We start from the raw sequence: 20,307 nt of genomic DNA, 5'->3' as shown, positions 1-20,307 counted from the left end.
GTATAAACACGGCCCGTTTTTTTAAGCTAGGGAACTACAACAACAAGTTATGGAACTTATATTAATATCCACTGCGTTTATCGCAGGATTTATTGCTTTAAAGTGTCACCTTCCCCCATTAGTTGGTTTTTTGGTTGCAGGCTTTGGGCTTTTTGCCTTTGGCTTTGAAACCAATGACACCATCATTACTTTAGCTGACCTTGGTGTCACGCTGCTTCTATTTACTATCGGCTTAAAGCTCGATATCAAAACCCTACTCTCTAAAGAGATCTGGGCTGGCGCGACAATCCACAACCTTTTGTCCACTCTGTTTTTCGCCGTCGCCCTGTTTGGCTTTAAGTTCTTAGGTATTTCATCGCTAGCTGCCATGTCGGTAGAACAGATCGTTCTGCTCGGTTTTGCTCTTTCATTCTCTAGTACTGTATTTGCGGTTAAGACTCTGCAAGAGAAAGGCGAAATGAATGCGACCTACGGAACGTTAGCGATTGGTATCTTGGTCATGCAGGATATCTTCGCCGTAGTATTCTTAACGGCTTCTACGGGCAAAATACCTGAGTGGTATGCAATTGCTCTGTTTGCCCTACCCTTATTACGCCCACTGTTCTACAAAGTGCTCGATTGGGTTGGTCACGGTGAGATGCTGGTTCTTTCCGGCATCTTCTTCGCATTAGTCGTCGGTGCTGGTTTATTCCATTTGGTTGGTGTGAAACCAGATTTGGGGGCTCTTGTTCTAGGTATGTTACTTGCTGGTCACCCAAAAGCCTCAGAATTATCAAAGTCGCTGTTTAACCTTAAAGAACTTTTCCTTGTCTGTTTCTTCTTGAATATTGGTCTGTCAGAGCAACCAACCATTCAAGGCTTTATGCTCGCAATCTTGTTCTTGCTGATGCTGCCAGTGAAAGGTGTTCTCTACTTCTTGGTACTCAACCGCTTCAAGTTCCGTGTTCGAACGTCTCTACTTGCCTCGCTATCACTGTTTAACTATAGCGAGTTTGGCCTCATCGTTGGTGGTCTCGCCTTCAAGATGGGTTGGATGTCGGGTGATATCTTAGTTGCCGTTGCCATTGCAGTTTCACTGTCTTTTCTAATCGCTGCTCCTTTAAACCGAGCTGGTCATAAGCTTTATCAGCAGTCAGGTAAATGGCTAAAAGAGCATGCGTCAGAAAAGCTTCACCGACGTGATAAGCGAATTGACCCTGGTCGTGCCCAAGTGCTTATTCTAGGTATGGGCCGAATTGGTACCGGTGCTTATGACGAATTACGTACTCGCTATGGCAAGGTCAGCCTAGGTGTAGAAGTGCGTGAAGAAGCCGCGCACAACCACAGAAGCCAAGGCAGAAACGTGATTTCTGGCGACGCGACTGACCCAGATTTCTGGGAGCGAATTCTAGATACAGCAAACGTAAAGCTGGTGATTTTGGCAATGCCTCACCACCAAGGTAATCAAACCGCTTTAGAACAATTAAAGTCACGTAACTTTAAAGGCCAAATTGCGGCTATTGCTGAATATCCCGATCAACTCGAAACACTGAAAGAGAATGGCGTTGATGCGGCATTTAACATTTACAGCGAGGCTGGTAGTGGTTTTGCTCGCCACGTTTGCGAACAGTTAAATCCAAATATCAATAAAATCTAGTATTAGACAGTATTCAACTAAACCTCTCAAAACTGCCTATTTTTCGCACTTTTGAGAGGTTTTTGTTTAAAAAACCAACCGCAATTAAACATCACACACCAAAAGCACATAAAAATTAGATAATTTCTAACAGAACACCCTTTATATTATTTTTTTGCTCACATCCGGTTGCTTTTTTTAGCCAGAATGGCAAATTGAATGCAGTTGATTTGGAAATTATTTAAAAGGAAGTTCTATGTGTTCAGTATTTGGCATTCTCGACATTAAAAGTGATGCCGCAGCACTTCGCCCTATTGCTTTAGAAATGTCTAAGAAGCTTCGTCACCGTGGTCCAGACTGGTCTGGTATCTATGCTGGTGAAAAAGCAATCCTTGCTCATGAACGTCTTGCTATTGTTGGCTTGAACAGTGGTGCTCAACCACTATACAGTCAAGACAAAAAGCACATTCTTGCAGTAAACGGTGAAATTTATAACCACAAAGAACTTCGTGCACGCTATGAAGATAAGTACCAGTTCCAGACTGATTCTGACTGTGAAGTTATCCTAGCGCTATACCAAGAGATGGGTGCAGACCTTCTAGAAGAGCTTAACGGTATTTTCGCATTCGTTTTATACGACGAAGAGAAAGACGAGTACCTAGTGGGCCGCGACCATATTGGTATCATCCCGCTTTACCAAGGTTACGATGAGCACGGCAACTACTACGTGGCTTCAGAGATGAAAGCATTGGTTGAAGTATGTAAGACGATCAGTGAATTCCCTCCAGGTAGCTTCTACTCTTCGAAAGATGCTGAACCTCAACGCTACTACATCCGCGATTGGAACGAGTACGCTGCGGTACAAGGCAACAGCACAAGCAAAGAAGAACTGACTGAAGCGCTAGAAGCAGCCGTTAAACGTCAACTAATGACTGACGTTCCTTACGGTGTACTTCTATCTGGTGGCCTGGATTCATCAATTACTTCAGCAGTTGCAAAACGCTTTGCGGCAATGCGTATCGAAGATGATGAGCAATCTGAAGCTTGGTGGCCACAACTGCACTCGTTCGCTGTTGGTCTTGAAGGCGCACCAGACCTTATCGCTGCTCGTGAAGTTGCGGACAAGATCGGAACTGTGCACCATGAGATTACTTACACTATTCAGGAAGGCCTAGACGCAATCCGTGACGTTATCTACCATATCGAAACTTACGATGTAACGACGATTCGTGCATCAACGCCAATGTACTTGCTGGCTCGTAAGATCAAAGCGATGGGCATCAAGATGGTACTTTCAGGTGAAGGTGCTGATGAAATCTTTGGTGGTTACCTGTACTTCCATAAAGCGCCAAACGCGAAAGAGTTCCACGAAGAGACAGTACGTAAACTGCTTGCTCTAAGCATGTTCGACTGCGCTCGTGCAAACAAATCGCTAGCGGCATGGGGTGTTGAAGGCCGTGTACCATTCTTGGATAAAGAGTTCATCGATGTCGCAATGCGTCTGAACCCTGAAGATAAGATGTGCGGTAACGGTAAGATGGAGAAACACATCCTGCGTGAGTGTTTTGAAGACTACCTACCAGATTCAATCGCATGGCGTCAAAAAGAGCAGTTCTCTGATGGTGTTGGCTACGATTGGATTGATACATTGAAAGCAACGGCTGAAGCAAAAGTAACGGATCAACAAATGGAAGCTGCTAAGTTCCGTTTCCCTTACAACACGCCAACAACCAAAGAAGGTTATGCTTACCGTGAAATCTTTGAGGAGCTATTCCCTCTAGAATCTGCGGCAGAGTGTGTACCTGGTGGTCCTTCAGTTGCTTGTTCATCAGCGAAAGCGATTGAGTGGGATGAGTCATTCAAAAACTGTGTCGACCCATCAGGCCGTGCAGTACAAGCCGTTCACAACGATGCTTACAACGCTTAGAGCGTTTTGAACAAATCCTAAAGACTAAAAAAGGCGCATTATGCGCCTTTTGTTTTAAGCCTATTTTTATTACTGCAGTTATGCGCGAGCTTGTAGTGCTTCGTTCTCAATACTGATTGGAACGACTTGGCTGATCATTTTCACCAGCATAATCGATCGAGCCTCACCGTCTTTCTGATCGAAAATAGCTTCAACCCCAGCAAATTGGCCACTCTGAATCTTAACTACCTGTCCAGATTCAAACTCAACACAACAATCTTCCACTTCGTTACTGCAGCACTTCTCAAACTCTTTAAGTTCAAACACCAAGTCTCCTTGGACCTCGTGCGGCAGTGAACCGAACTTAATAAAGTCCACAACGCCACGTGTTGAACGAACGGTCGTGAAGCTAGGACCTTGCTCATAATCGAAGCGAACAAAGATGTAAGACGGAAACAGCGGTTCTTTGACCTGCTTTTCTTTCCCTCTCACCACCTTTTTGACTTCTATTTGAGGGTAAAAGCACTCTACCCCCTGATTCTCTAAGTGCTGCTGAGCGCGTTTTTGATCACCACGCTTACAGTAAAGCAAATACCAACGTTTCATTTAACTAGCCATTTTATATTTTTAGATATTTTACCACATGCCTAAAACGGTTGAATCGCCATTAATAAAATGAATCGTTGCTAACGAAAAATAATGCGTAGCAGACCAATTTATCAACAAAAAGTTATAGGTGTCGGAGTGGTTAAGCATTGTACAGAGATCATTTAGAGATCAAAAGACTCATTGTTGTAAGCATATGTATACCCCACCTAATGAGCACACCACTCCCTTTAAACTCAAAATGATACACCAGAGCAATGCATCTAAAGATTTTTATTCAACACGACTTTAATAAAGGTTATTAACCAACCAGCTCAAATCTGGAAAATTAGTTTGCAGCACACTTAAAATGGGCAACATTAAAAGTAAAGATGATTAATATCAACACCTTAGCTAAACCAAGTTGTCGTAACCATAAAATACGTCTATTGCAGACTTTTATCCCACTGTGTATACATGAATGACCATAAAATCTTTTAATACCTAAAATTAGTAAAACTTATGCCAAGCAACCACAACATCTTTGGCCACCCTAGAGGCCTATTTCTACTTTTTAGCACAGAGCTATGGGAACGTTTCTCTTACTATGCGATGCGCGCCATCCTTGTCTTATTTTTGACTGACACTACCCTCAACGGTGGACTGGGTTGGTCAACGAAAGACGCACTCGATCTCTACGGTATTTACACCGGTTTAGTCTACATCACACCATTAATTGGTGGCTGGATTGCCGATAACTACCTAGGTCAGCGTAAATCAATTCTGATTGGCGGTGTATTAATGGCACTTGGCCAATTTACACTGGCTCTACCTAACGGCTTCATCGGTTTAGACCAAGTGAACGCTCTGTACCTTGGTTTAGCACTGCTAATCAGTGGTAACGGTATGTTTAAGCCGAACATCTCAACCATGGTTGGCGATCTGTACCAAGAAGGCGATAACCGCCGTGACGGTGCTTTCACCATTTTCTACATGGGCATCAACTTAGGTGCGCTGCTTGGTGGATTAATTTCAGGTGCTGCTGTCGATTCATTCGGTTGGAAAGCAGGTTTCCTAGCCGCTGGTATTGGTATGGTTATTAGCTTGATCATGCAAGTGACAATGGCTCAGTCTTGGTTAGGCAACATCGGTTCTGTACCTGCTGCTGCAAGAGCGAAAGCACTGAACAAATCTAAAGAAAAAGCGCCACTGACCAAAGAAGAGTTCGACAGACTAAAAGTGATTCTTATCATGGGTCTGTTCGTGATTGTATTCTGGGCGGGCTTTGAACAAGCTGGCGGCCTAATGAACATCTACACTCAACAATATACTGACCGTATGATTGGTGGCTTTGAAGTTCCTGCTGCGTGGTTCCAATCTTTGAACCCATTCTTCATCATTACACTTGCTCCAATCATTGCTGCGTTCTGGGTGAAACTGGGTAAGCGTGAACCCAACTCTCCTGTGAAGTTTGCAATGGCATTGTTCTTCTTAGCACTGGGCTTTGTGTGCATGATGGGCGCGGTAATGGAGCAAGGCGGTGACCTAACAGTGAAAACATCAATGCTATGGCTAGTCGGCGCTTTCTTCTTCCATACCCTTGGTGAGCTTTGTCTATCTCCTATTGGCCTGTCGTTGGTCACTAAGTTAGCTCCGCTTCGCCTAGCATCATTGATGATGGGTGCATGGTTTGGCTTCAATGCGGTGGCAAACTACGTGGCAGGCCTGGTTGGTTCTCACGTTGGTGAGCTTGGTGCTATGTCAATCTTCAGTGGTATTGCTATCACAGCAACGGTGAGTGGCATATTACTGCTGCTTTGTGCTGGTAAGCTTGTGTCATGGATGCACGGCGTAGAAACCAACATGACGCTTGAAGCAGAGCCTAAAGCTAAGCAAGCAACAGAGACATCTGCGGCTTAACTCTCAAGCTGTTTCAAAACGAAATATCCTGATCAAAAAGGGCTGCTCAATGAGCAGCCCTTTTGTTATTTGTATTATGCGCCTTAATGCTAACGATAAGTCATAATCAAGGCTCAGCATCTGTTAGCGATACAGCGCCACTAACTCTGCCATCATATCGATGTGCGAATCTCTGTCGTTCAGACACATAATGTAGCTAAAGTCCGAACCACCAGCGTCAATGAAAGTCTCTTTACACTGGTCTGAAATCTCTTCCAACGTTTCCAAACAGTCAACCGAAAAGGCAGGTGCCATAATGTCGATCTTCTTGATGCCTTTACTCGGCAGTGATTCAAGTGTCTCGTCAGTGTATGGCTTCAACCACTCTTCTCGACCAAATCGCGATTGGTATGTCATTGTGATATCGTCCGCTGACAAACCTAACTCTGCCGCAAGCAGCTTTGTTGTCGCTTCACAATGCTGAGGGTAGATATCGCCTTCATCAGCCAGTCGCTTCGGAATACCGTGGAAAGAACACACTAAATGATCGGCTCTGCCATTTTTATCCCAATGACTGCGGACGCTTTCAGCCAATGCTTTGGCATAGCTTGGGTGCGCGTAGTAGTCGCGAATAAAGCGATAGCTCGGGATAACTGGCATCTGCTTAAAGGCTTTGGTTAAACCATCAGAAACCGCCGCTGTGGTTGTACCAGAGTACTGCGGATATAAAGGCAGTACGATGATGTCCTCAACGCCCTGCTCCATCAGTTGCTCAACACCAGTCTTTAGGCTTGGGTTGCCATAGGTCATACCCAGTGCAACAGGCATCTCTAGCTTCTTCTGGAGCTTTTCAGCTTGTCTTTGAGAGTACACAAGCAGTGGTGAGCCTTCATCCATCCAGACAGACTGATACAGCTTAGCAACTTTAGGCGAGCGAATCGGTAAAATCACCCCATGTAATATAGGACACCAAAGCCAACGCGTTAGGTTTACAACTCGCTTGTCGTGTAAGAATTCACTCAAAAATCGACGAACGCCAGCGGGGGTCGCCGAATCTGGAGTTCCTAAGTTCACCAGTAAAACACCCTGCTTTTTATTATTTTCCATAGATACCTGAGACCAATATGTGATTTTCTGGAAAGTAATATACTAATCTGCATAAGTTTAAGATCATTGCGCCTCAATGAAAGTCTGAATAATCACTCTTCATATGAGATACACAACATCCACTCTCAATTGCTAGCCACTGCCATCGGGTCTGAACCGTTCTGAATCATGTGCAATCAAATTATCTAGATTGGTATCGTACTAAAAATTGAAACAAAAAAAGCGACCCTTAAGGTCGCTTCCAATATATCAAATTCTAAAACTGGCTGTTAGCCAATTATGCTAGTGCTTTCTCAAGTTCTGCACTAACTTCAGCAACTTGCTTAGTACCATCAAACTTAAGGTACTGAGTGTTGCCTGCTTCAGCTTCTTTACCGTAGTAAGAGATTAGCGGAGCTGTTTGATCGTGGTATACACCTAGACGTGCACGAACTGTTTCTTCTTTGTCGTCATCACGTACCACTAGGTCTTCACCCGTTACGTCATCTTTACCTTCTTCTTTAGGCGGATTGTACACAGTGTGGTATGTACGACCAGAAGGAAGGTGAGCACGACGACCAGCCATACGCTCAACAATCACATCGTCAGCTACGTCGAATTCAACAACGTAATCAACAGCGATGCCCATTTCTTTTAGGCCATCAGCTTGTGGGATTGTGCGTGGGAAACCGTCTAGTAGGAAACCTTTCTCACAGTCATCTTGAGCGATACGCTCTTTGATAAGACCAAGGATAATTTCATCAGAAACTAGCTGACCAGCGTCGATTACTGATTTTGCTTGCTTACCAAGCTCAGTACCCGCTTTGATAGCAGCACGTAGCATGTCACCAGTTGAAATTTGAGGGATACCAAATTTGTTCATGATGAAGTTAGCTTGAGTACCTTTACCCGCGCCAGGAGCACCTAGAAGAATGATGCGCATGTTTAATCCTCTTATAAAATTATGATTTATACCGAAGCTCACTATCCCTCCACTCTTGCTCATTTTTAGGATGAACAGAAAGCGTTAAGTAACCATTGAGGCTAAGCAAAACTGTGAACAGAAGCAAAACGGTAAGTTTCGGTATAACGTTTAAAAATCATACAACTGGAGTTGATAGCTTCCTAGCCCCAGCTGATTAGGTCGAGCATTCTATCACATTAATATTCAATTTGGCTGAATTTACGACTAAAGAATGCATCGACAACATTTGTTGTGACGATAACGGTGACGTTGACCACGTTAGGTCAATTTTCAACGACGTTCATAAAAAAAGCCCGCATTTGCGAGCTTTTTATTACAATCATTGGCTTAACCTAAAGTCGAAAGACTAACGCTTTGTTAGTAGCTCGTTGATTGCACCCAAGAATTGTGACGGATCTTCCATTGAGCCTTTTTCAGCTAGCATAGCCTGGCCAAGGAGTAACTCAACCCAACGGCCGAACGCTTGCTCATCGGCTTCATCAGCCATCTGTTTCACAAGTGCGTGCTCAGGGTTAATCTCAAAGATGTACTTAACTTCCGGTGCCGCTTGACCCGCAGCTTCAAGAAGCTTCGCCATTTGCGTGCCCATTTCGAAGTCGTCAGTTACGACAACCGCAGGTGTTGTTGCTAGCTTGAAGGTCGTACGAACTTCTTTAACACGACCACCTAGGTAAGATTGAGTACGCTCAACAACAGATTTGAACTCTTCTTCTGTCTCTTTTTGCTTCTCTTTCTCTTCTTCACCTTCAAACTTACTTAGGTCTAAGCCTGCTTTAGTGATCGATTGGAACTGTTTACCGTCGAAGTCTGTCAGGTAGTTCATTACGTACTCATCAATACGATCGTACATTAGAACCACTTCAATACCTTTAGCTTTGAACTGCTCCAAGTGTGGGCTGTTCTTAGCGGCAGCGTAGCTATCTGCTGTTAGGTAGTAAATCTTATCTTGGCCTTCTTTCATGCGCTCAACGTAAGATTCTAGGCTGATGGTTTGTTCAGCAGAATCCACTTCCGTTGACGAGAAACGAAGTAGACCAGCGATCTTCTCTTTGTTCGCCATGTCTTCAGCTGGGCCTTCTTTCAATACTAGGCCGAACTCTTTCCAAAACTCTAGATACTTATCATTGTCATTCTTCGCCATGCGCTCAAGCATAGTCAGGACACGCTTGGTACATGCGCCACGAAGAGACTGAGTTACCTTATTATCTTGCAGAATTTCACGAGACACGTTCAATGGCAGATCGTTTGAGTCAATCAAGCCACGAACGAAACGCATGTAAGATGGCATAAACTGCTCTGCGTCATCCATGATGAATACACGCTGCACGTAAAGTTTTAAGCCACTCTTGTGGTCACGGTTCATCATGTCCCAAGGTGCTTTCGCTGGGATGTAAAGCAGGCTTGTGTAGTCGTTCTTACCTTCAACTTTGTTGTGGCTCCAGGTTAGTGGATCAGCAAAGTCGTGAGATACGTGCTTGTAAAACTCTTGGTACTCTTCTTTCTCGATATCAGACTTGTTACGAGTCCAAAGCGCTTGCGCCTTGTTGATCTGTTCCCAATGCTTCTCTTCGGTGTCTTTACCTTCGTCATCTTTCACTGCAGTGAAGATAGAAACAGGAATGCCGATGTGGTCAGAATATTTACCAATCACTTCACGCAGACGCCACTCATTTAAGAACTCTTTACCGTCTTCGCGCATATGAAGAATGATGTCAGTACCACGAGACTCTTTAGTGATGTCTTCAATTGTGTAATCGCCTTCACCTGCAGAGTGCCACTGAACGGCTTCATTGTTCGGCAGGCCAGCTGCACGAGTGCGAACCGTTACCGCGTCTGCAACGATGAATGCAGAATAGAAACCCACACCAAATTGACCAATCAGTTGAGAATCTTTGCTTTGGTCTTCAGACAGCTTTGAGAAAAAGTCTGCAGTGCCTGACTTAGCAATCGTACCTAAATGCTCAATAACGTTGTCGCGGCTCATGCCGATACCGTTATCAGAAATCGTTAACGTGTTAGCTTCCGCGTTGAATGAAAGTTTTACACCTAGATCGGCATCACCTTGGTAAAGGTCACCGTTCGATAGAGCTTGAAAACGGAGCTTATCAGCCGCGTCAGATGCGTTAGAGATCAGCTCACGTAGAAAGATTTCTTTATTTGAATACAGTGAGTGAATCATTAGATGAAGTAGTTGTTTTACTTCAGATTGAAAGCCACGAGTCTCTTTATTTTGCGTTGCCGTTTCGCTCATTTTTACTCCAAAACATCTATACTTTATGTTGAATAATCATAGGGGCGTAACACTTGATGCCACTCTTCTGTTCATTAACATGAGGATGACAAATGTAAATTCAAGGTCAAAAATCATAAAAACACTGTTTTTTTGATCTGTTTTTATTATCCTTGAGTCTGATAAATATAAAAGAACATAAAAGAAGCCATGATTTGGTGAAGAATTAACGGAACTTCACCTGAGATTTGTCTATTTCGCACCCAAAACAATCAAAAATAGAAGAATTCAATGAGCAATATCGGCACAAAGTTTATTCTCGCACAGCGGTTCGTATTCGACCCAAACAGCAATTCACTTGTTGATCAAATGAGCGACGGTGAAGTCGTTCGTCTTGGTAGCAATGAAAGCCGCATTCTCCTGATGCTGTCAGAAAGACCCAATGAAGTTATCACTCGCAATGAATTGCATGAGTATGTTTGGCGAGACCAAGGCTTTGAGGTGGATGACTCAAGCTTAACGCAAGCCGTATCGACTCTGAGAAAGATGCTCAAAGACTCGACTAAATCTCCTGAATTCGTAAAAACAGTACCAAAGCGCGGTTACCAATTTATTGCGACCGTTGAGCGCTCTGCGCCACTGTCATCAAATGATCAGCCAGTAGCCGCTGAAATTGCAGAAAATGACGTTGAGCCTATCCTAACGTTTGCAACGCCTGCTGCGACTGAACAAGCGATCACGGAATCGATTGAACCAGAGCCAATTGCAAGAGTTCAAGAGACCAAGGTGGCTGTAGAACCAGCAACCGCTCCTGTTGTAGCTCCAACTAAAAGCACCAATAAATGGCTAACATTTTGGTTACTGCTTGCCGCTTTCATCATGCCGATTCTCGTTTTAACGTTTACTAACCCAGCAGAGTCTGAGTTCAAAACTTTGACTGAAGTAGATGGTGTAAAGGTTCTATCACCGGTTAACCACCCAGACCTCAGTAGTTGGCTGCCAGCGATAGAAAAGTGTGTATTACGTTACAACACGAATCACACTGGCGTGCTAAAGCCGACTGAAGTGATCGCGACAGGTGGACAAACCAATAACCTAGCCCTCAACTACATTCACCCGCAAGATTACTCGAGCGAAAATGTAACCCTAAGAATTTACGCAAACCAGTCGGATGTAAACGACATTTGCAACGGTGGTCAGTAACATGAAATTAAAAGTATCGATTATTTTACTGGTTCTATCTGCATTCTTAAGTGGTTGGTTATATTGGGGCAGCGATGCAAAAGTAGAGCGCTTGCTCACTCAGCATGAGTGGCAGTCGAAAATGGTGACGCTGATTAGCGATAACAAGCAAGCTGACTCAATCGGCCCGCTTCGTAGAGTTGAACTATCATCGAATGCGAAATACCTACCAAATGGTACATATTTAAGAATGTCAGTGGTGAGACTTTACGGTAATCAAACTGAGCCTGCGAATGTCATCAACATCTCTGAAACGGGTCAGTGGGATATTAACGATAACTACTTACTGGTTTCGCCAACGGAGTTTAAAGATGTGACTTCGGCTCAGCGCCAAGACTTTTCAGAAGAGCAACTAGAGCTTATCACTCAAGTCATTAAGATGGACGCAGAGCAAAGCCGCCGCATAGATATTGTTAACCCGAAGGCACTGCTACTAACTAGCTTAAATCATGGTTCTACCGTATTGTTTTCAAACTAAGATTGGATCGCTATTTACTGTTTATGAATCGCTGAATACCACAAAACGGAAAACCAATAGAAAAAGGGGCATGAAGCCCCTTTTTTGTTAGCCGTTGGTATCAAATTACGGATGTAGCATTTTAAGGATTAACTATGAATACGGATCAACCAAATCTGGCGCCTACGAAAGAAACAGCAACAAAAGCCACAATCGCCATACACTATTGCCGTCAATGCAATTGGATGCTTCGCTCTAGTTGGTTATGCCAAGAGCTACTGCATACCTTCAGCGAAGAAATTGAACAAGTGAGCTTACACCCAGACACAGGAGGCAGGTTCGAAATCTTTTGTAATGGTGTGCAGATTTGGGAAAGAAAAGCAGATGACGGTTTTCCAGAGGCGAAAGTTCTGAAGCAAAGAGTACGAAACATCATTGCTCCAGACAGAGGTCTCGACCACGTGGACTCAAAATAAGCCTTTCACAGCCGATCCAATGATTTAAAGCTGACCACTCACGAAAACATCACCTTCAAGGCTAATGACTTTGAAGGTATTGTTTTCATAGATGCCATAGCTTGCCGCGTGTCCCTCTCGTGGGAATGTCACCGAGCTAGGGTTAAAGATAAAGATGTCATCTTGGTATTCGGCGACAGGAATATGGGTATGACCGTGTGCAATGATATCGCCCGCCTTCAACGCAGGGCGTTTATTGGTGTTGTACAAATGGCCATGCGTTAGGAAGATACGCTGGCCTGATTCTAATAGCACCCACGAGTAATCCATCATCATTGGAAAAGACAACAACATCTGATCCACTTCGCTATCGCAGTTACCACGAACGGCAATGATCTCTTGAGAAAACGCATTCAACTTATCTGCAACCGCCGGCGGGTTGTATCCTTCTGGAATCGGATTTCTTGGTCCATGATTCAGAATGTCACCCAATAGAACTAAATATTGCGCACCAGATGCTTGGTAGAGTTCTAATACCTTTTCTGTTGCTGGCAGCGAACCGTGTAGGTCTGAAGCAAAAAATAATTTCACACGTACTTCTCCATAAAATTTATGAGCCTATTGTACGTATCTAAATGCTACACGTCATCTCTCGCCATACCATTGATCACGATATTATTGTAACTAACCATACCGACTATCTTGTTATCACGAACTACTGGCGCACGACTGATACCAAAGCGTTCAAACAGGCGAGCGCAATACTTTACGTTCATCTCAGCAGACACGCTTAGCGCTGGCTTGGTCATGATCTCATAAACATTGGTTCGCTTTGGAGATCGGTTCTTAGCCAGTACTTTCTTGGCAATGTCATTCATCAATACGATGCCGTATTCGTCATCTTCGTGGCGCTTATCGACAATAATTGCTTTCACTTTGTGCTTCTTCGCCATCTCTATCGCTTCTAACACTGTGGTTAGCCCATCGATAATCACGTACGTATTGGCCATGACATCACCTACTCGGATTTTTTCACTGGTACTCATAACTCATCCTCCACAACCTTAGTTAATGTCTCGACTTGATGCGCAACCCCGACTGCATCTTCGATATCGATCTGCACCGCTATACCTTGTCCTGACTCTTGGTCAAACTCACCGACTTCGCCAATAGTTTCAAGAATATGCCTCGCTAAGTGTTCCTCAACCACAAACAGCAACACATCTTTTTGTACCTCTAGCGTTAGGCCAAAGAAGGTGGTTTTTTGGTTTAAGCCTTGCCCTCTGGCGTTGTTAATCACCGTTGCTCCAGTCGCGCCCGCATCACGCGCGGCATCGAGCACAGTGTCGGTCTTGCTCTCTTCTACAAACGCTAAGATAAGTTTAAAGCGCATCTTTGCTCTCCTTAGAGGTGTGTAAACGGTTTAACCATTGTGTTATTTGGGCATAGCCCATCACTGAAATGATGGGAAATAAGCTGGCAAAGGCGATCAACCCAAACCCATCAATAACAGGGTTTCTTCCTGGTACGGTTGAAGCGAGTCCAAGCCCGAGCGCCGTCACTAAAGGGACTGTCACCGTTGATGTAGTGACGCCACCCGAATCGTAGGCCAATGGAATAATGAGTTTTGGGGCGTAAAAGGTTTGAATGACCACGACGACATAACCAAAAATGATGTAGTAGTGGATCGGGTCACCCGCAACGATACGGTAGCTGCCCAGTGAGATACCGATAGCAACGCCCAATGCCACGGCGATCCTCAGCCCATTGACGCTGATACTGCCACCGGAAACTTGGTTCGCCTTAATCGCTACAGCAATCAAAGAGGGCTCGGCTATCGTGGTGCTGAAACCAATACAAAACGCGAAAAGATAGACCCAGTAATAATCAAACCAAGCCAAAGCAAGACCAGAACTGATCTTAAACTCAGTCAAAAAGCTTGGCTCGGTGAGTTGCATTGCCATCGTCTCCCCTAGAGGGAATAACGCGAGTTCCAATCCCATCAAAAAGAGTGATAAGCCAAGAATGACGTAGAAGAAACCGATCAGCACTTTGGCTAGGTTATTGACTGGCTTTCGTAATACCGCCAACTGAAAACCGAAGATGATGATCGCAATCGGGATCACATCCATCACAGTGCCGAGAAAGGTGTCGATAAATTGTTGAACACTGATCATGTCACCACCATCCCGTACACCATGACAAACATCATCGGCAGCAACGAAGCAAACGCGATCAACCCAAAACCATCTATCATCGGATTACGCCCTTTAATTGCCGAGGCTAAACCCACCCCTAACGCAGTTACTAATGGGACGGTGATCGTCGATGTCGTTACTCCACCAGAGTCATACGCAATTCCAATGATGTTTTCCGGAGCAAATGCAGTGAGCACGACCACTCCAATATATCCACCGATGATCATGTACTGGATTGGCCAACCTTTTAAGATTCTCAGCACACCGAGTAAAATAGCGATACCGACTGACAGTGCCACAGTAAAGCGCAGGCCATTGGCATACTGCTCCATTTCATCTAACGTATTGGGGATTACACCTCCCTCAGCTGCCACTTCTGCGGCTTCGGCAGCGACTGCGGTTAACGCTGGCTCGGCTATGGTGGTACCAAAACCCAAACAAAAAGCGAAGATCAATAACCAGAACACACTCCCCTTTCTGGCAAATGCTTGAGCCATCGATTCGCCAATTGGAAACAACCCCATTTCAAGGCCAAAGATAAAGAAAGTGAGTCCAAAAACGACGAGCACTAAGCCAGTCAGAATAGATAAAAGATGAGGAAGTGGCTCTTGTAAGACAGCAAGCTGGAAGAAAGCGATTACCGCCACGATTGGCAATAGATCCCTCAGGCTACCTAACATGGATCGAAACAAAGCAAGCACCGCCGTCATCGCAATTCCTTGTCGCTGATTATGAATTAATAATAATCATGGCAAATCCTTATCATTGCTTATGTGACAAATATTACGCAGTTGGTAACATATCCGAGTAAAGTGCATAAGTGTGATAACGGTACACATCCTGACTTGATGAATTTAATTTCACTCCTTTGTAAATTGAAAAAGGCGTAATTTGGGCATCACACGATTGAAACCTTATGATCGTTATAGTGATTTTTTCGTATTGATTGGCGACTAAAAACAAGCCATGTCTATAATTATGTTTAATAGGGAGATTGGTATGAAGATATTGTTAACGGGTGGTACTGGATTTATTGGCTCTGAATTGGTCAAGAGTTGGAACACTGACGACGTGACATTGCTGACGCGGAGTCCTGAAAATGCGAAGCAAAACCTAAATCACCTCAACCAGAACAACCTTCATTACATTCAATCCCTTGATGAGCTCAGTGATCTCAATGACTTTGATGTGGTGGTCAACCTCGCGGGTGAGCCGATTGCCGATAAGCGTTGGAGTACAGAACAAAAAGAGAGGATCTGTAACAGCCGCTGGCACATCACTGAAAAGCTGGTCGAATTAATTCATACCAGTAGCAACCCGCCACACGCTTTTATTAGCGGTTCAGCCGTGGGTTACTATGGCGATCAACAGCAGCACCCGTTTGACGAGTCACTGCAAGTAGAAGATGAAAGCTTTCCTCATAAAGTCTGTGCCCACTGGGAAAAGATAGCCAAGAGAGCACAATCAGAAAGCACACGCGTGATACTACTGCGAACAGGGGTTGTACTTGGCGAGAATGGCGGCGCACTCAAGAAGATGCTATTGCCTTATAAACTCGGCGTCGGTGGTCCAATAGGTTCAGGTGAGCAGTACATGCCATGGATTCACATTCTCGATATGGTGAGAGCCATCAATCACTTGTTGTCACTCCCCCACGCTCAAGGGGAATTCAATATGTGTGCCCCTCACCCTGTGACCAACAAACTGTTCAGCAGCACGTTAGCGAAACAATTAGGCCGACCGCATTTCTTATTCACGCCGAAATGGGCAATGTCGATTCTCATGGGGGAATCATCTTGTTTGCTATTTGACAGCATTCGCTCCAAGCCGAAGAAACTCACTGAGATGGGATTCATCTTTAGTTACTCAAGAATCGAGCCAGCACTAAAAAACTTGTTACAACATCAAGACTAATTCTTTACCCTAGAGCGATAGAGACTCTAATAAAGGATTAAGTGTGAACAAGTCGATTCTGATTACCGGTTGCTCAACAGGTATTGGCTATACATGTGCTCATGCACTTCAAAAGCGTGGTTTTCATGTCATTGCATCTTGTCGTGATCCACAAAATGTTCAACGCCTTCAAGATGAAGGCCTCACCTGTATTCAATTAGATCTTTCCAACCAAGAAAGTATTGAGCATGGCGCCAAGCTTGCTATTGATCTCGCACCTAATGGATTGTATGGATTATTCAATAACGGTGCTTACGGTCAAGCAGGTGCGCTAGAAGACTTACCGACCCAAGGACTCAGAGAACAATTCGAAACCAACTTCTTTGGTTGGCATCATCTCGTCTGTCAGATCCTTCCGCACATGCGCGAGCGTGGCGAAGGTCGAATCGTACAAAACAGTTCCGTATTAGGTTTTGCAGCCATGAAGTATCGTGGTGCTTATAATGCTTCTAAATTCGCGATTGAGGGTTGGACAGATACCTTACGATTAGAACTGCATGGCAGCGGTATACAGATCTCATTACTGCAACCAGGGCCAATTGAGACTCAATTTAGAACCAATGCCTTGAAAGCGTTCAATAAATGGATCAACATTTCTGGCAGCGCCCACCAAGACGCTTACCAACAACAAAAAGATCGACTCGAAAAAGAATCATCGAATAACGCTTTTGTCCTGCCTCCAGAAAGTTGTATTGAGCCGGTATTCCATGCTCTCACCGCCGACAAACCCAAGCTAAGATACCGAGTTACGACCCCGACTAAAGTGTTCGCGGTATTGAAAAGGATTCTACCGAGTCGCTTGCTAGACCCTATTTTGAGAAAAGCTGCATAAATTACTAACTTTGAATGCAGAGTCGCAAACTTTAATGTAACGATGTAATTTTTCCGTAACAATAAGATGTCATGATTATCCTATCCCATCAGTTATTCCCAATTGATGGTTCTACTCTGGAAATCTCATGACTTTAAACCGCCTTAATTGGGTAGGTGTGGGTCTGGCAATTACGCTGTTTATACTGTTTTGAGTATCTCACGCAACGCCTCACTGACTACCTCGATGATAACGCTATGCCTTCCATGTTGAGATAACAACTCTATCAACATCGAAGCATAGCGTTTTTCTATTTTTGGTTCTTTTTATCCGAGATAACCGAGTTAGATCTTGAAGTTACCGACTAACCCCCCCATATTTGCAACGTATCCACAAAACAAACCTCAAGGAACGTAAATGCAATCTCCGCATATTGTTGAACTTAATGAGCAGAACTTTCGTCAAGTATTAGAAGGTTCGATGCAGACCCCTGTACTCATCCATTTTTGGGCACCAATGAGCCAAGAGAGCGCCCAAGTCATTCCTGAACTGCAAACTTTAACTCAGCAATACAACGGTGCCTTCACCTTAGCCCTGCTCAATTGCGAACAAGAGCAAGCTATTGCTAGCCAGTTTGGTGTTCAAGCACTGCCCACTATTGCACTGTTTGTTAATGGTCAGCCAGTCGATGGGCTCGGTGGCCCTCAAAGCATAGAAGCTATTGTCGATATGCTCAGCAAACACCTTCCTAGCCAAGATGAACTTGCTTTGCGTCAGGCTCTTGAGCAAATGCAAGCTGGCGAGCACACACAGGCACTAGCAGCAATGCAGCAACTTCCAGCAGAGCTGACGAATAAAGGTGAAGTAAAACTGGCGATCGCAGAGTGTTTGTTAGAAACACAACAATTTGACCTTGCTGAAACTCAGCTAGCAACTATCCCTCTTGAGTACCAAGACAACTACTACAAAGGCTTAGTTGCAAAGCTTGAACTTCATAAACAAGCAGCAGACAGCCCTGAAATACAAGCATTAGAAGCCGCTCTTCAGCAAAATCCGAGCGACGCTAAAACAGCATCTGAATTAGCATTGCAATATCACCAAGTGAACCGCAGTGAAGAAGCTATGGATCTATTATGGTCTTTCCTAGCCAAAGATCTTAATGCTCTCGATGGTGACATGAAGAAAGAGTTCATGGACATCTTGAGTGCGCTTGGACAAGGTAACCCAGTTGCCAGTAAGTACCGTCGACAACTGTACTCTCTGCTTTACTAGTTAAACCTAAAAAGCCGTAGATTAAACATCGAAAATTGACAATTCAATCAATTAGTTTATCGCATAATAGAATGTAAAATGGGCCATAAAATCAATGCTTTATGGCCCATTTCTCGTTTATAAATTTGCTCAGAATTTAAATATGAGCCAGTATCAATACTGAACTATCAAAAACTCAAACTTGCAAAGGATTTTGTATGCCTATTGATACCTTGATTACTATCGGCGTCTTTACTGCCGTCGCACTGTTATTTATCTTCGCTGGCGTAAAAACCGTTCCACAAGGCAACAACTGGACCGTTGAACGCTTCGGGCGATACACACACACCCTTAAACCGGGTCTTAACTTAATCATTCCATTTATTGATAAAGTTGGACAGCGCATCAGCATGATGGAGCGTGTTCTCGACATCCCAGCACAAGAAGTCATCTCCAAAGATAATGCAAATGTGGTTATCGATGCGGTTTGTTTTGTTCAAGTTATCGACGCGCCTAAGGCAGCTTATGAAGTCAATGACCTTGAACATGCGATCCGTAACTTAACCCTCACCAATATCCGTACTGTGCTTGGCTCGATGGAACTGGATGAGATGCTGAGTCAGCGTGACATGATCAATACCAAGCTACTGAACATCGTTGATGAAGCGACAAACCCTTGGGGCGTAAAAGTCACCCGTATCGAAATTAAAGACGTACAGCCACCAGCAGATTTAACCGCAGCGATGAATGCTCAGATGAAGGCAGAACGAAACAAACGTGCTGATATTCTAGAGGCAGAAGGCGTAAGGCAAGCAGAGATCCTAAAAGCGGAAGGCCACAAGCAATCAGAGATCCTGAAAGCAGAAGGTGAGAAGCAAGCGGCAATATTGCAAGCAGAAGCCCGTGAGCGTGCCGCAGAAGCAGAAGCGAAAGCAACAGAAATGGTATCAACGGCGATTGCTCAAGGTGACATGCAAGCCGTAAACTACTTCATAGCACAAGGCTACACCGACGCACTGAAATCAATTGGTCAAGCAGAAAACGGCAAGATCATCATGCTACCACTTGAAGCAACAGGCCTAATGGGTTCTGTCGCGGGTATTGCAGAGATGTTTGCGCATAAGAATGACAAAGGTAGTAAGGACTAACTTATGGTCGAATTACTAGAACAAGTAAACCACTGGCACTGGCTAGCATTTGGTCTAGCACTGCTTGCACTTGAACTGGTTGGAACCGCTGGTTACTTTTTATGGATAGGCATATCTGCCATGTTGATCGGTGCCCTATTAGGAGCATTACCAATTGGTTGGCAGATGCAATGGCTGTCCTTTGCTAGCTTCTCTCTTATTACCACTTGGTTGTGGTGGAGAAGACAACTGTCTCATGACAAGCAGTCAGATGCAGGGCGAGAGTTAAACCAAAGAGAGAAACAACTGGTAGGTCAAACAACTCGAATCGATACTGACATTAAAAAAGGCAAGTGTCGTATCCGTCTAGGTGATACTACGTGGTCAGCTGTTAGTGCTCACAACTTAAAAGCAGGCACAGAGGTGATCGTCACTGCTGTAGATGGCATAGTATTAACGATTACTCCAACTAAAGAGTAATTCAAGCATTCCTTATCTGAGCCATAA

At 44.3% G+C, this 20,307-nt stretch carries 20 protein-coding genes; 11 read left to right on the top strand and 9 right to left on the bottom strand.

Translation table 11 applies throughout. The annotated features are described in order from the left end of the window. The first annotated feature begins 49 nt into the window (after nucleotides 1–49). Together AB4323_RS03170 and asnB are read left to right on the top strand one after the other, a co-directional pair. Complete coding sequence (locus AB4323_RS03170; protein ID WP_017062195.1) at nucleotides 50–1,636, top strand: cation:proton antiporter family protein; 1,587 nt, start codon at nucleotides 50–52, stop codon at nucleotides 1,634–1,636. A 235-nt stretch (nucleotides 1,637–1,871) separates the two neighbouring features. Beyond that, nucleotides 1,872–3,542: an asparagine synthase B gene (gene asnB, locus AB4323_RS03165; RefSeq protein ID WP_372151595.1), complete on the top strand. Its 1,671-nt coding sequence runs from the start codon at nucleotides 1,872–1,874 to the stop codon at nucleotides 3,540–3,542. A gap of 78 nt (nucleotides 3,543–3,620) precedes the next feature. On the opposite strand, the gene rfaH is transcribed toward asnB, so the two are convergent. Next, a complete protein-coding gene (gene rfaH, locus AB4323_RS03160) occupies nucleotides 3,621–4,127 on the bottom strand; it encodes a transcription/translation regulatory transformer protein RfaH (RefSeq protein WP_017062197.1) in 507 nt (168 codons plus the stop codon). 501 nt (nucleotides 4,128–4,628) lie between these two features. Here rfaH and AB4323_RS03155 point away from each other — a divergent pair. After that, nucleotides 4,629–6,026 carry a peptide MFS transporter gene (locus AB4323_RS03155; RefSeq protein ID WP_017062198.1) on the top strand — a complete coding sequence of 466 codons (1,398 nt, stop codon included), beginning with the start codon at nucleotides 4,629–4,631 and terminating at the stop codon, nucleotides 6,024–6,026. Nucleotides 6,027–6,149: 123 nt separating this feature from the next. Here the strand turns inward: AB4323_RS03155 and hemH are convergent, their stop codons facing one another. The 3 genes from hemH to htpG form a co-directional block, all read right to left on the bottom strand. After that, complete coding sequence (gene hemH, locus AB4323_RS03150) at nucleotides 6,150–7,112, bottom strand: ferrochelatase (RefSeq protein ID WP_017063404.1); 963 nt, start codon at nucleotides 7,110–7,112, stop codon at nucleotides 6,150–6,152. A 277-nt stretch (nucleotides 7,113–7,389) separates the two neighbouring features. Beyond that, nucleotides 7,390–8,034 (bottom strand): adenylate kinase, encoded by a 645-nt coding sequence (gene adk / locus AB4323_RS03145; RefSeq protein WP_017062200.1) that lies wholly within the window; start codon nucleotides 8,032–8,034, stop codon nucleotides 7,390–7,392. 388 nt (nucleotides 8,035–8,422) lie between these two features. Then, nucleotides 8,423–10,327, bottom strand: coding sequence for a molecular chaperone HtpG (gene htpG, locus AB4323_RS03140; protein ID WP_048612176.1), 1,905 nt, complete (start codon nucleotides 10,325–10,327; stop codon nucleotides 8,423–8,425). Nucleotides 10,328–10,597: 270 nt separating this feature from the next. On the opposite strand from htpG, the gene AB4323_RS03135 reads away from it, so the two are divergent. The 3 genes from AB4323_RS03135 (at nucleotide 10,598) to AB4323_RS03125 (ending at nucleotide 12,481) form a co-directional block, all read left to right on the top strand. Beyond that, complete coding sequence (locus tag AB4323_RS03135; RefSeq protein ID WP_372151593.1) at nucleotides 10,598–11,509, top strand: winged helix-turn-helix domain-containing protein; 912 nt, start codon at nucleotides 10,598–10,600, stop codon at nucleotides 11,507–11,509. Nucleotide 11,510: 1 nt separating this feature from the next. Then, complete coding sequence (locus AB4323_RS03130) at nucleotides 11,511–12,026, top strand: regulatory protein ToxS (protein ID WP_017066005.1); 516 nt, start codon at nucleotides 11,511–11,513, stop codon at nucleotides 12,024–12,026. 134 nt (nucleotides 12,027–12,160) lie between these two features. Beyond that, entirely contained in the window at nucleotides 12,161–12,481 is a 321-nt protein-coding gene (locus AB4323_RS03125; RefSeq protein WP_372151591.1) for a SelT/SelW/SelH family protein, read from the top strand. Between the two features lie 24 nt (nucleotides 12,482–12,505). On the opposite strand, the gene yfcE is transcribed toward AB4323_RS03125, so the two are convergent. Genes yfcE through AB4323_RS03100 form a run of 5 tightly spaced genes read right to left on the bottom strand, consistent with a single transcriptional unit; the run spans nucleotide 12,506 to nucleotide 15,368 of the window. Beyond that, nucleotides 12,506–13,051, bottom strand: coding sequence for a phosphodiesterase (gene yfcE, locus AB4323_RS03120; RefSeq protein ID WP_372151589.1), 546 nt, complete (start codon nucleotides 13,049–13,051; stop codon nucleotides 12,506–12,508). A 47-nt stretch (nucleotides 13,052–13,098) separates the two neighbouring features. Then, the gene (locus AB4323_RS03115; RefSeq protein WP_017062206.1) at nucleotides 13,099–13,506 is read right to left on the bottom strand and encodes a CBS domain-containing protein; all 408 of its coding nucleotides are present in this window, start codon (nucleotides 13,504–13,506) and stop codon (nucleotides 13,099–13,101) included. Further along, nucleotides 13,503–13,853 (bottom strand): P-II family nitrogen regulator, encoded by a 351-nt coding sequence (locus AB4323_RS03110; protein ID WP_017062207.1) that lies wholly within the window; start codon nucleotides 13,851–13,853, stop codon nucleotides 13,503–13,505. The genes AB4323_RS03115 and AB4323_RS03110 overlap by 4 nt, the downstream gene beginning before the upstream one ends. Continuing rightward, complete coding sequence (locus AB4323_RS03105; RefSeq protein WP_017062208.1) at nucleotides 13,843–14,637, bottom strand: DUF1538 domain-containing protein; 795 nt, start codon at nucleotides 14,635–14,637, stop codon at nucleotides 13,843–13,845. The genes AB4323_RS03110 and AB4323_RS03105 overlap by 11 nt, the downstream gene beginning before the upstream one ends. Then, complete coding sequence (locus AB4323_RS03100; RefSeq protein WP_017072437.1) at nucleotides 14,634–15,368, bottom strand: DUF1538 domain-containing protein; 735 nt, start codon at nucleotides 15,366–15,368, stop codon at nucleotides 14,634–14,636. The genes AB4323_RS03105 and AB4323_RS03100 overlap by 4 nt, the downstream gene beginning before the upstream one ends. Before the next feature lie 289 nt (nucleotides 15,369–15,657). On the opposite strand from AB4323_RS03100, the gene AB4323_RS03095 reads away from it, so the two are divergent. The 5 genes from AB4323_RS03095 to AB4323_RS03075 all read left to right on the top strand — a co-directional run bounded on the left by AB4323_RS03095 (nucleotide 15,658) and on the right by AB4323_RS03075 (nucleotide 20,280). Then, the gene (locus AB4323_RS03095) at nucleotides 15,658–16,572 is read left to right on the top strand and encodes a TIGR01777 family oxidoreductase (RefSeq protein ID WP_372151587.1); all 915 of its coding nucleotides are present in this window, start codon (nucleotides 15,658–15,660) and stop codon (nucleotides 16,570–16,572) included. Between the two features lie 43 nt (nucleotides 16,573–16,615). Then, entirely contained in the window at nucleotides 16,616–17,443 is an 828-nt protein-coding gene (locus tag AB4323_RS03090; protein ID WP_372151585.1) for an SDR family oxidoreductase, read from the top strand. Between the two features lie 396 nt (nucleotides 17,444–17,839). Further along, nucleotides 17,840–18,694: a co-chaperone YbbN gene (locus AB4323_RS03085; RefSeq protein WP_017061924.1), complete on the top strand. Its 855-nt coding sequence runs from the start codon at nucleotides 17,840–17,842 to the stop codon at nucleotides 18,692–18,694. Between the two features lie 197 nt (nucleotides 18,695–18,891). Continuing rightward, nucleotides 18,892–19,821 carry an SPFH domain-containing protein gene (locus tag AB4323_RS03080; protein WP_017063395.1) on the top strand — a complete coding sequence of 310 codons (930 nt, stop codon included), beginning with the start codon at nucleotides 18,892–18,894 and terminating at the stop codon, nucleotides 19,819–19,821. 3 nt (nucleotides 19,822–19,824) lie between these two features. Then, nucleotides 19,825–20,280, top strand: coding sequence for an NfeD family protein (locus AB4323_RS03075; protein ID WP_372151583.1), 456 nt, complete (start codon nucleotides 19,825–19,827; stop codon nucleotides 20,278–20,280). Nucleotides 20,281–20,307: the final 27 nt, after the last annotated feature.

Source organism: Vibrio sp. 10N.261.52.C11 (assembly GCF_041471405.1).
GTDB classification, from domain to species: Bacteria; Pseudomonadota; Gammaproteobacteria; order Enterobacterales; family Vibrionaceae; genus Vibrio; species Vibrio crassostreae_C.
This window is presented reverse-complemented; position numbering and strand designations above follow the sequence as displayed.

Excerpts from the sequence above, each read along its gene's own strand:
- AB4323_RS03095 (WP_372151587.1), top strand. The coding sequence starts at position 15,658 with ATGAAGATATTGTTAACGGGTGGTACTGGATTTATTGGCTCTGAATTG.
- asnB (WP_372151595.1), top strand. The coding sequence starts at position 1,872 with ATGTGTTCAGTATTTGGCATTCTCGACATTAAAAGTGATGCCGCAGCA.
- rfaH (WP_017062197.1), bottom strand. The coding sequence starts at position 4,127 with ATGAAACGTTGGTATTTGCTTTACTGTAAGCGTGGTGATCAAAAACGC.
- htpG (WP_048612176.1), bottom strand. The coding sequence starts at position 10,327 with ATGAGCGAAACGGCAACGCAAAATAAAGAGACTCGTGGCTTTCAATCT.
- AB4323_RS03105 (WP_017062208.1), bottom strand. The coding sequence starts at position 14,637 with ATGATCAGTGTTCAACAATTTATCGACACCTTTCTCGGCACTGTGATG.
- AB4323_RS03155 (WP_017062198.1), top strand. The coding sequence starts at position 4,629 with ATGCCAAGCAACCACAACATCTTTGGCCACCCTAGAGGCCTATTTCTA.
- AB4323_RS03130 (WP_017066005.1), top strand. The coding sequence starts at position 11,511 with ATGAAATTAAAAGTATCGATTATTTTACTGGTTCTATCTGCATTCTTA.
- AB4323_RS03125 (WP_372151591.1), top strand. The coding sequence starts at position 12,161 with ATGAATACGGATCAACCAAATCTGGCGCCTACGAAAGAAACAGCAACA.
- AB4323_RS03135 (WP_372151593.1), top strand. The coding sequence starts at position 10,598 with ATGAGCAATATCGGCACAAAGTTTATTCTCGCACAGCGGTTCGTATTC.
- AB4323_RS03115 (WP_017062206.1), bottom strand. The coding sequence starts at position 13,506 with ATGAGTACCAGTGAAAAAATCCGAGTAGGTGATGTCATGGCCAATACG.
- AB4323_RS03100 (WP_017072437.1), bottom strand. The coding sequence starts at position 15,368 with ATGACGGCGGTGCTTGCTTTGTTTCGATCCATGTTAGGTAGCCTGAGG.
- adk (WP_017062200.1), bottom strand. The coding sequence starts at position 8,034 with ATGCGCATCATTCTTCTAGGTGCTCCTGGCGCGGGTAAAGGTACTCAA.
- AB4323_RS03075 (WP_372151583.1), top strand. The coding sequence starts at position 19,825 with ATGGTCGAATTACTAGAACAAGTAAACCACTGGCACTGGCTAGCATTT.
- AB4323_RS03170 (WP_017062195.1), top strand. The coding sequence starts at position 50 with ATGGAACTTATATTAATATCCACTGCGTTTATCGCAGGATTTATTGCT.
- AB4323_RS03110 (WP_017062207.1), bottom strand. The coding sequence starts at position 13,853 with ATGCGCTTTAAACTTATCTTAGCGTTTGTAGAAGAGAGCAAGACCGAC.
- AB4323_RS03085 (WP_017061924.1), top strand. The coding sequence starts at position 17,840 with ATGCAATCTCCGCATATTGTTGAACTTAATGAGCAGAACTTTCGTCAA.
- AB4323_RS03080 (WP_017063395.1), top strand. The coding sequence starts at position 18,892 with ATGCCTATTGATACCTTGATTACTATCGGCGTCTTTACTGCCGTCGCA.
- hemH (WP_017063404.1), bottom strand. The coding sequence starts at position 7,112 with ATGGAAAATAATAAAAAGCAGGGTGTTTTACTGGTGAACTTAGGAACT.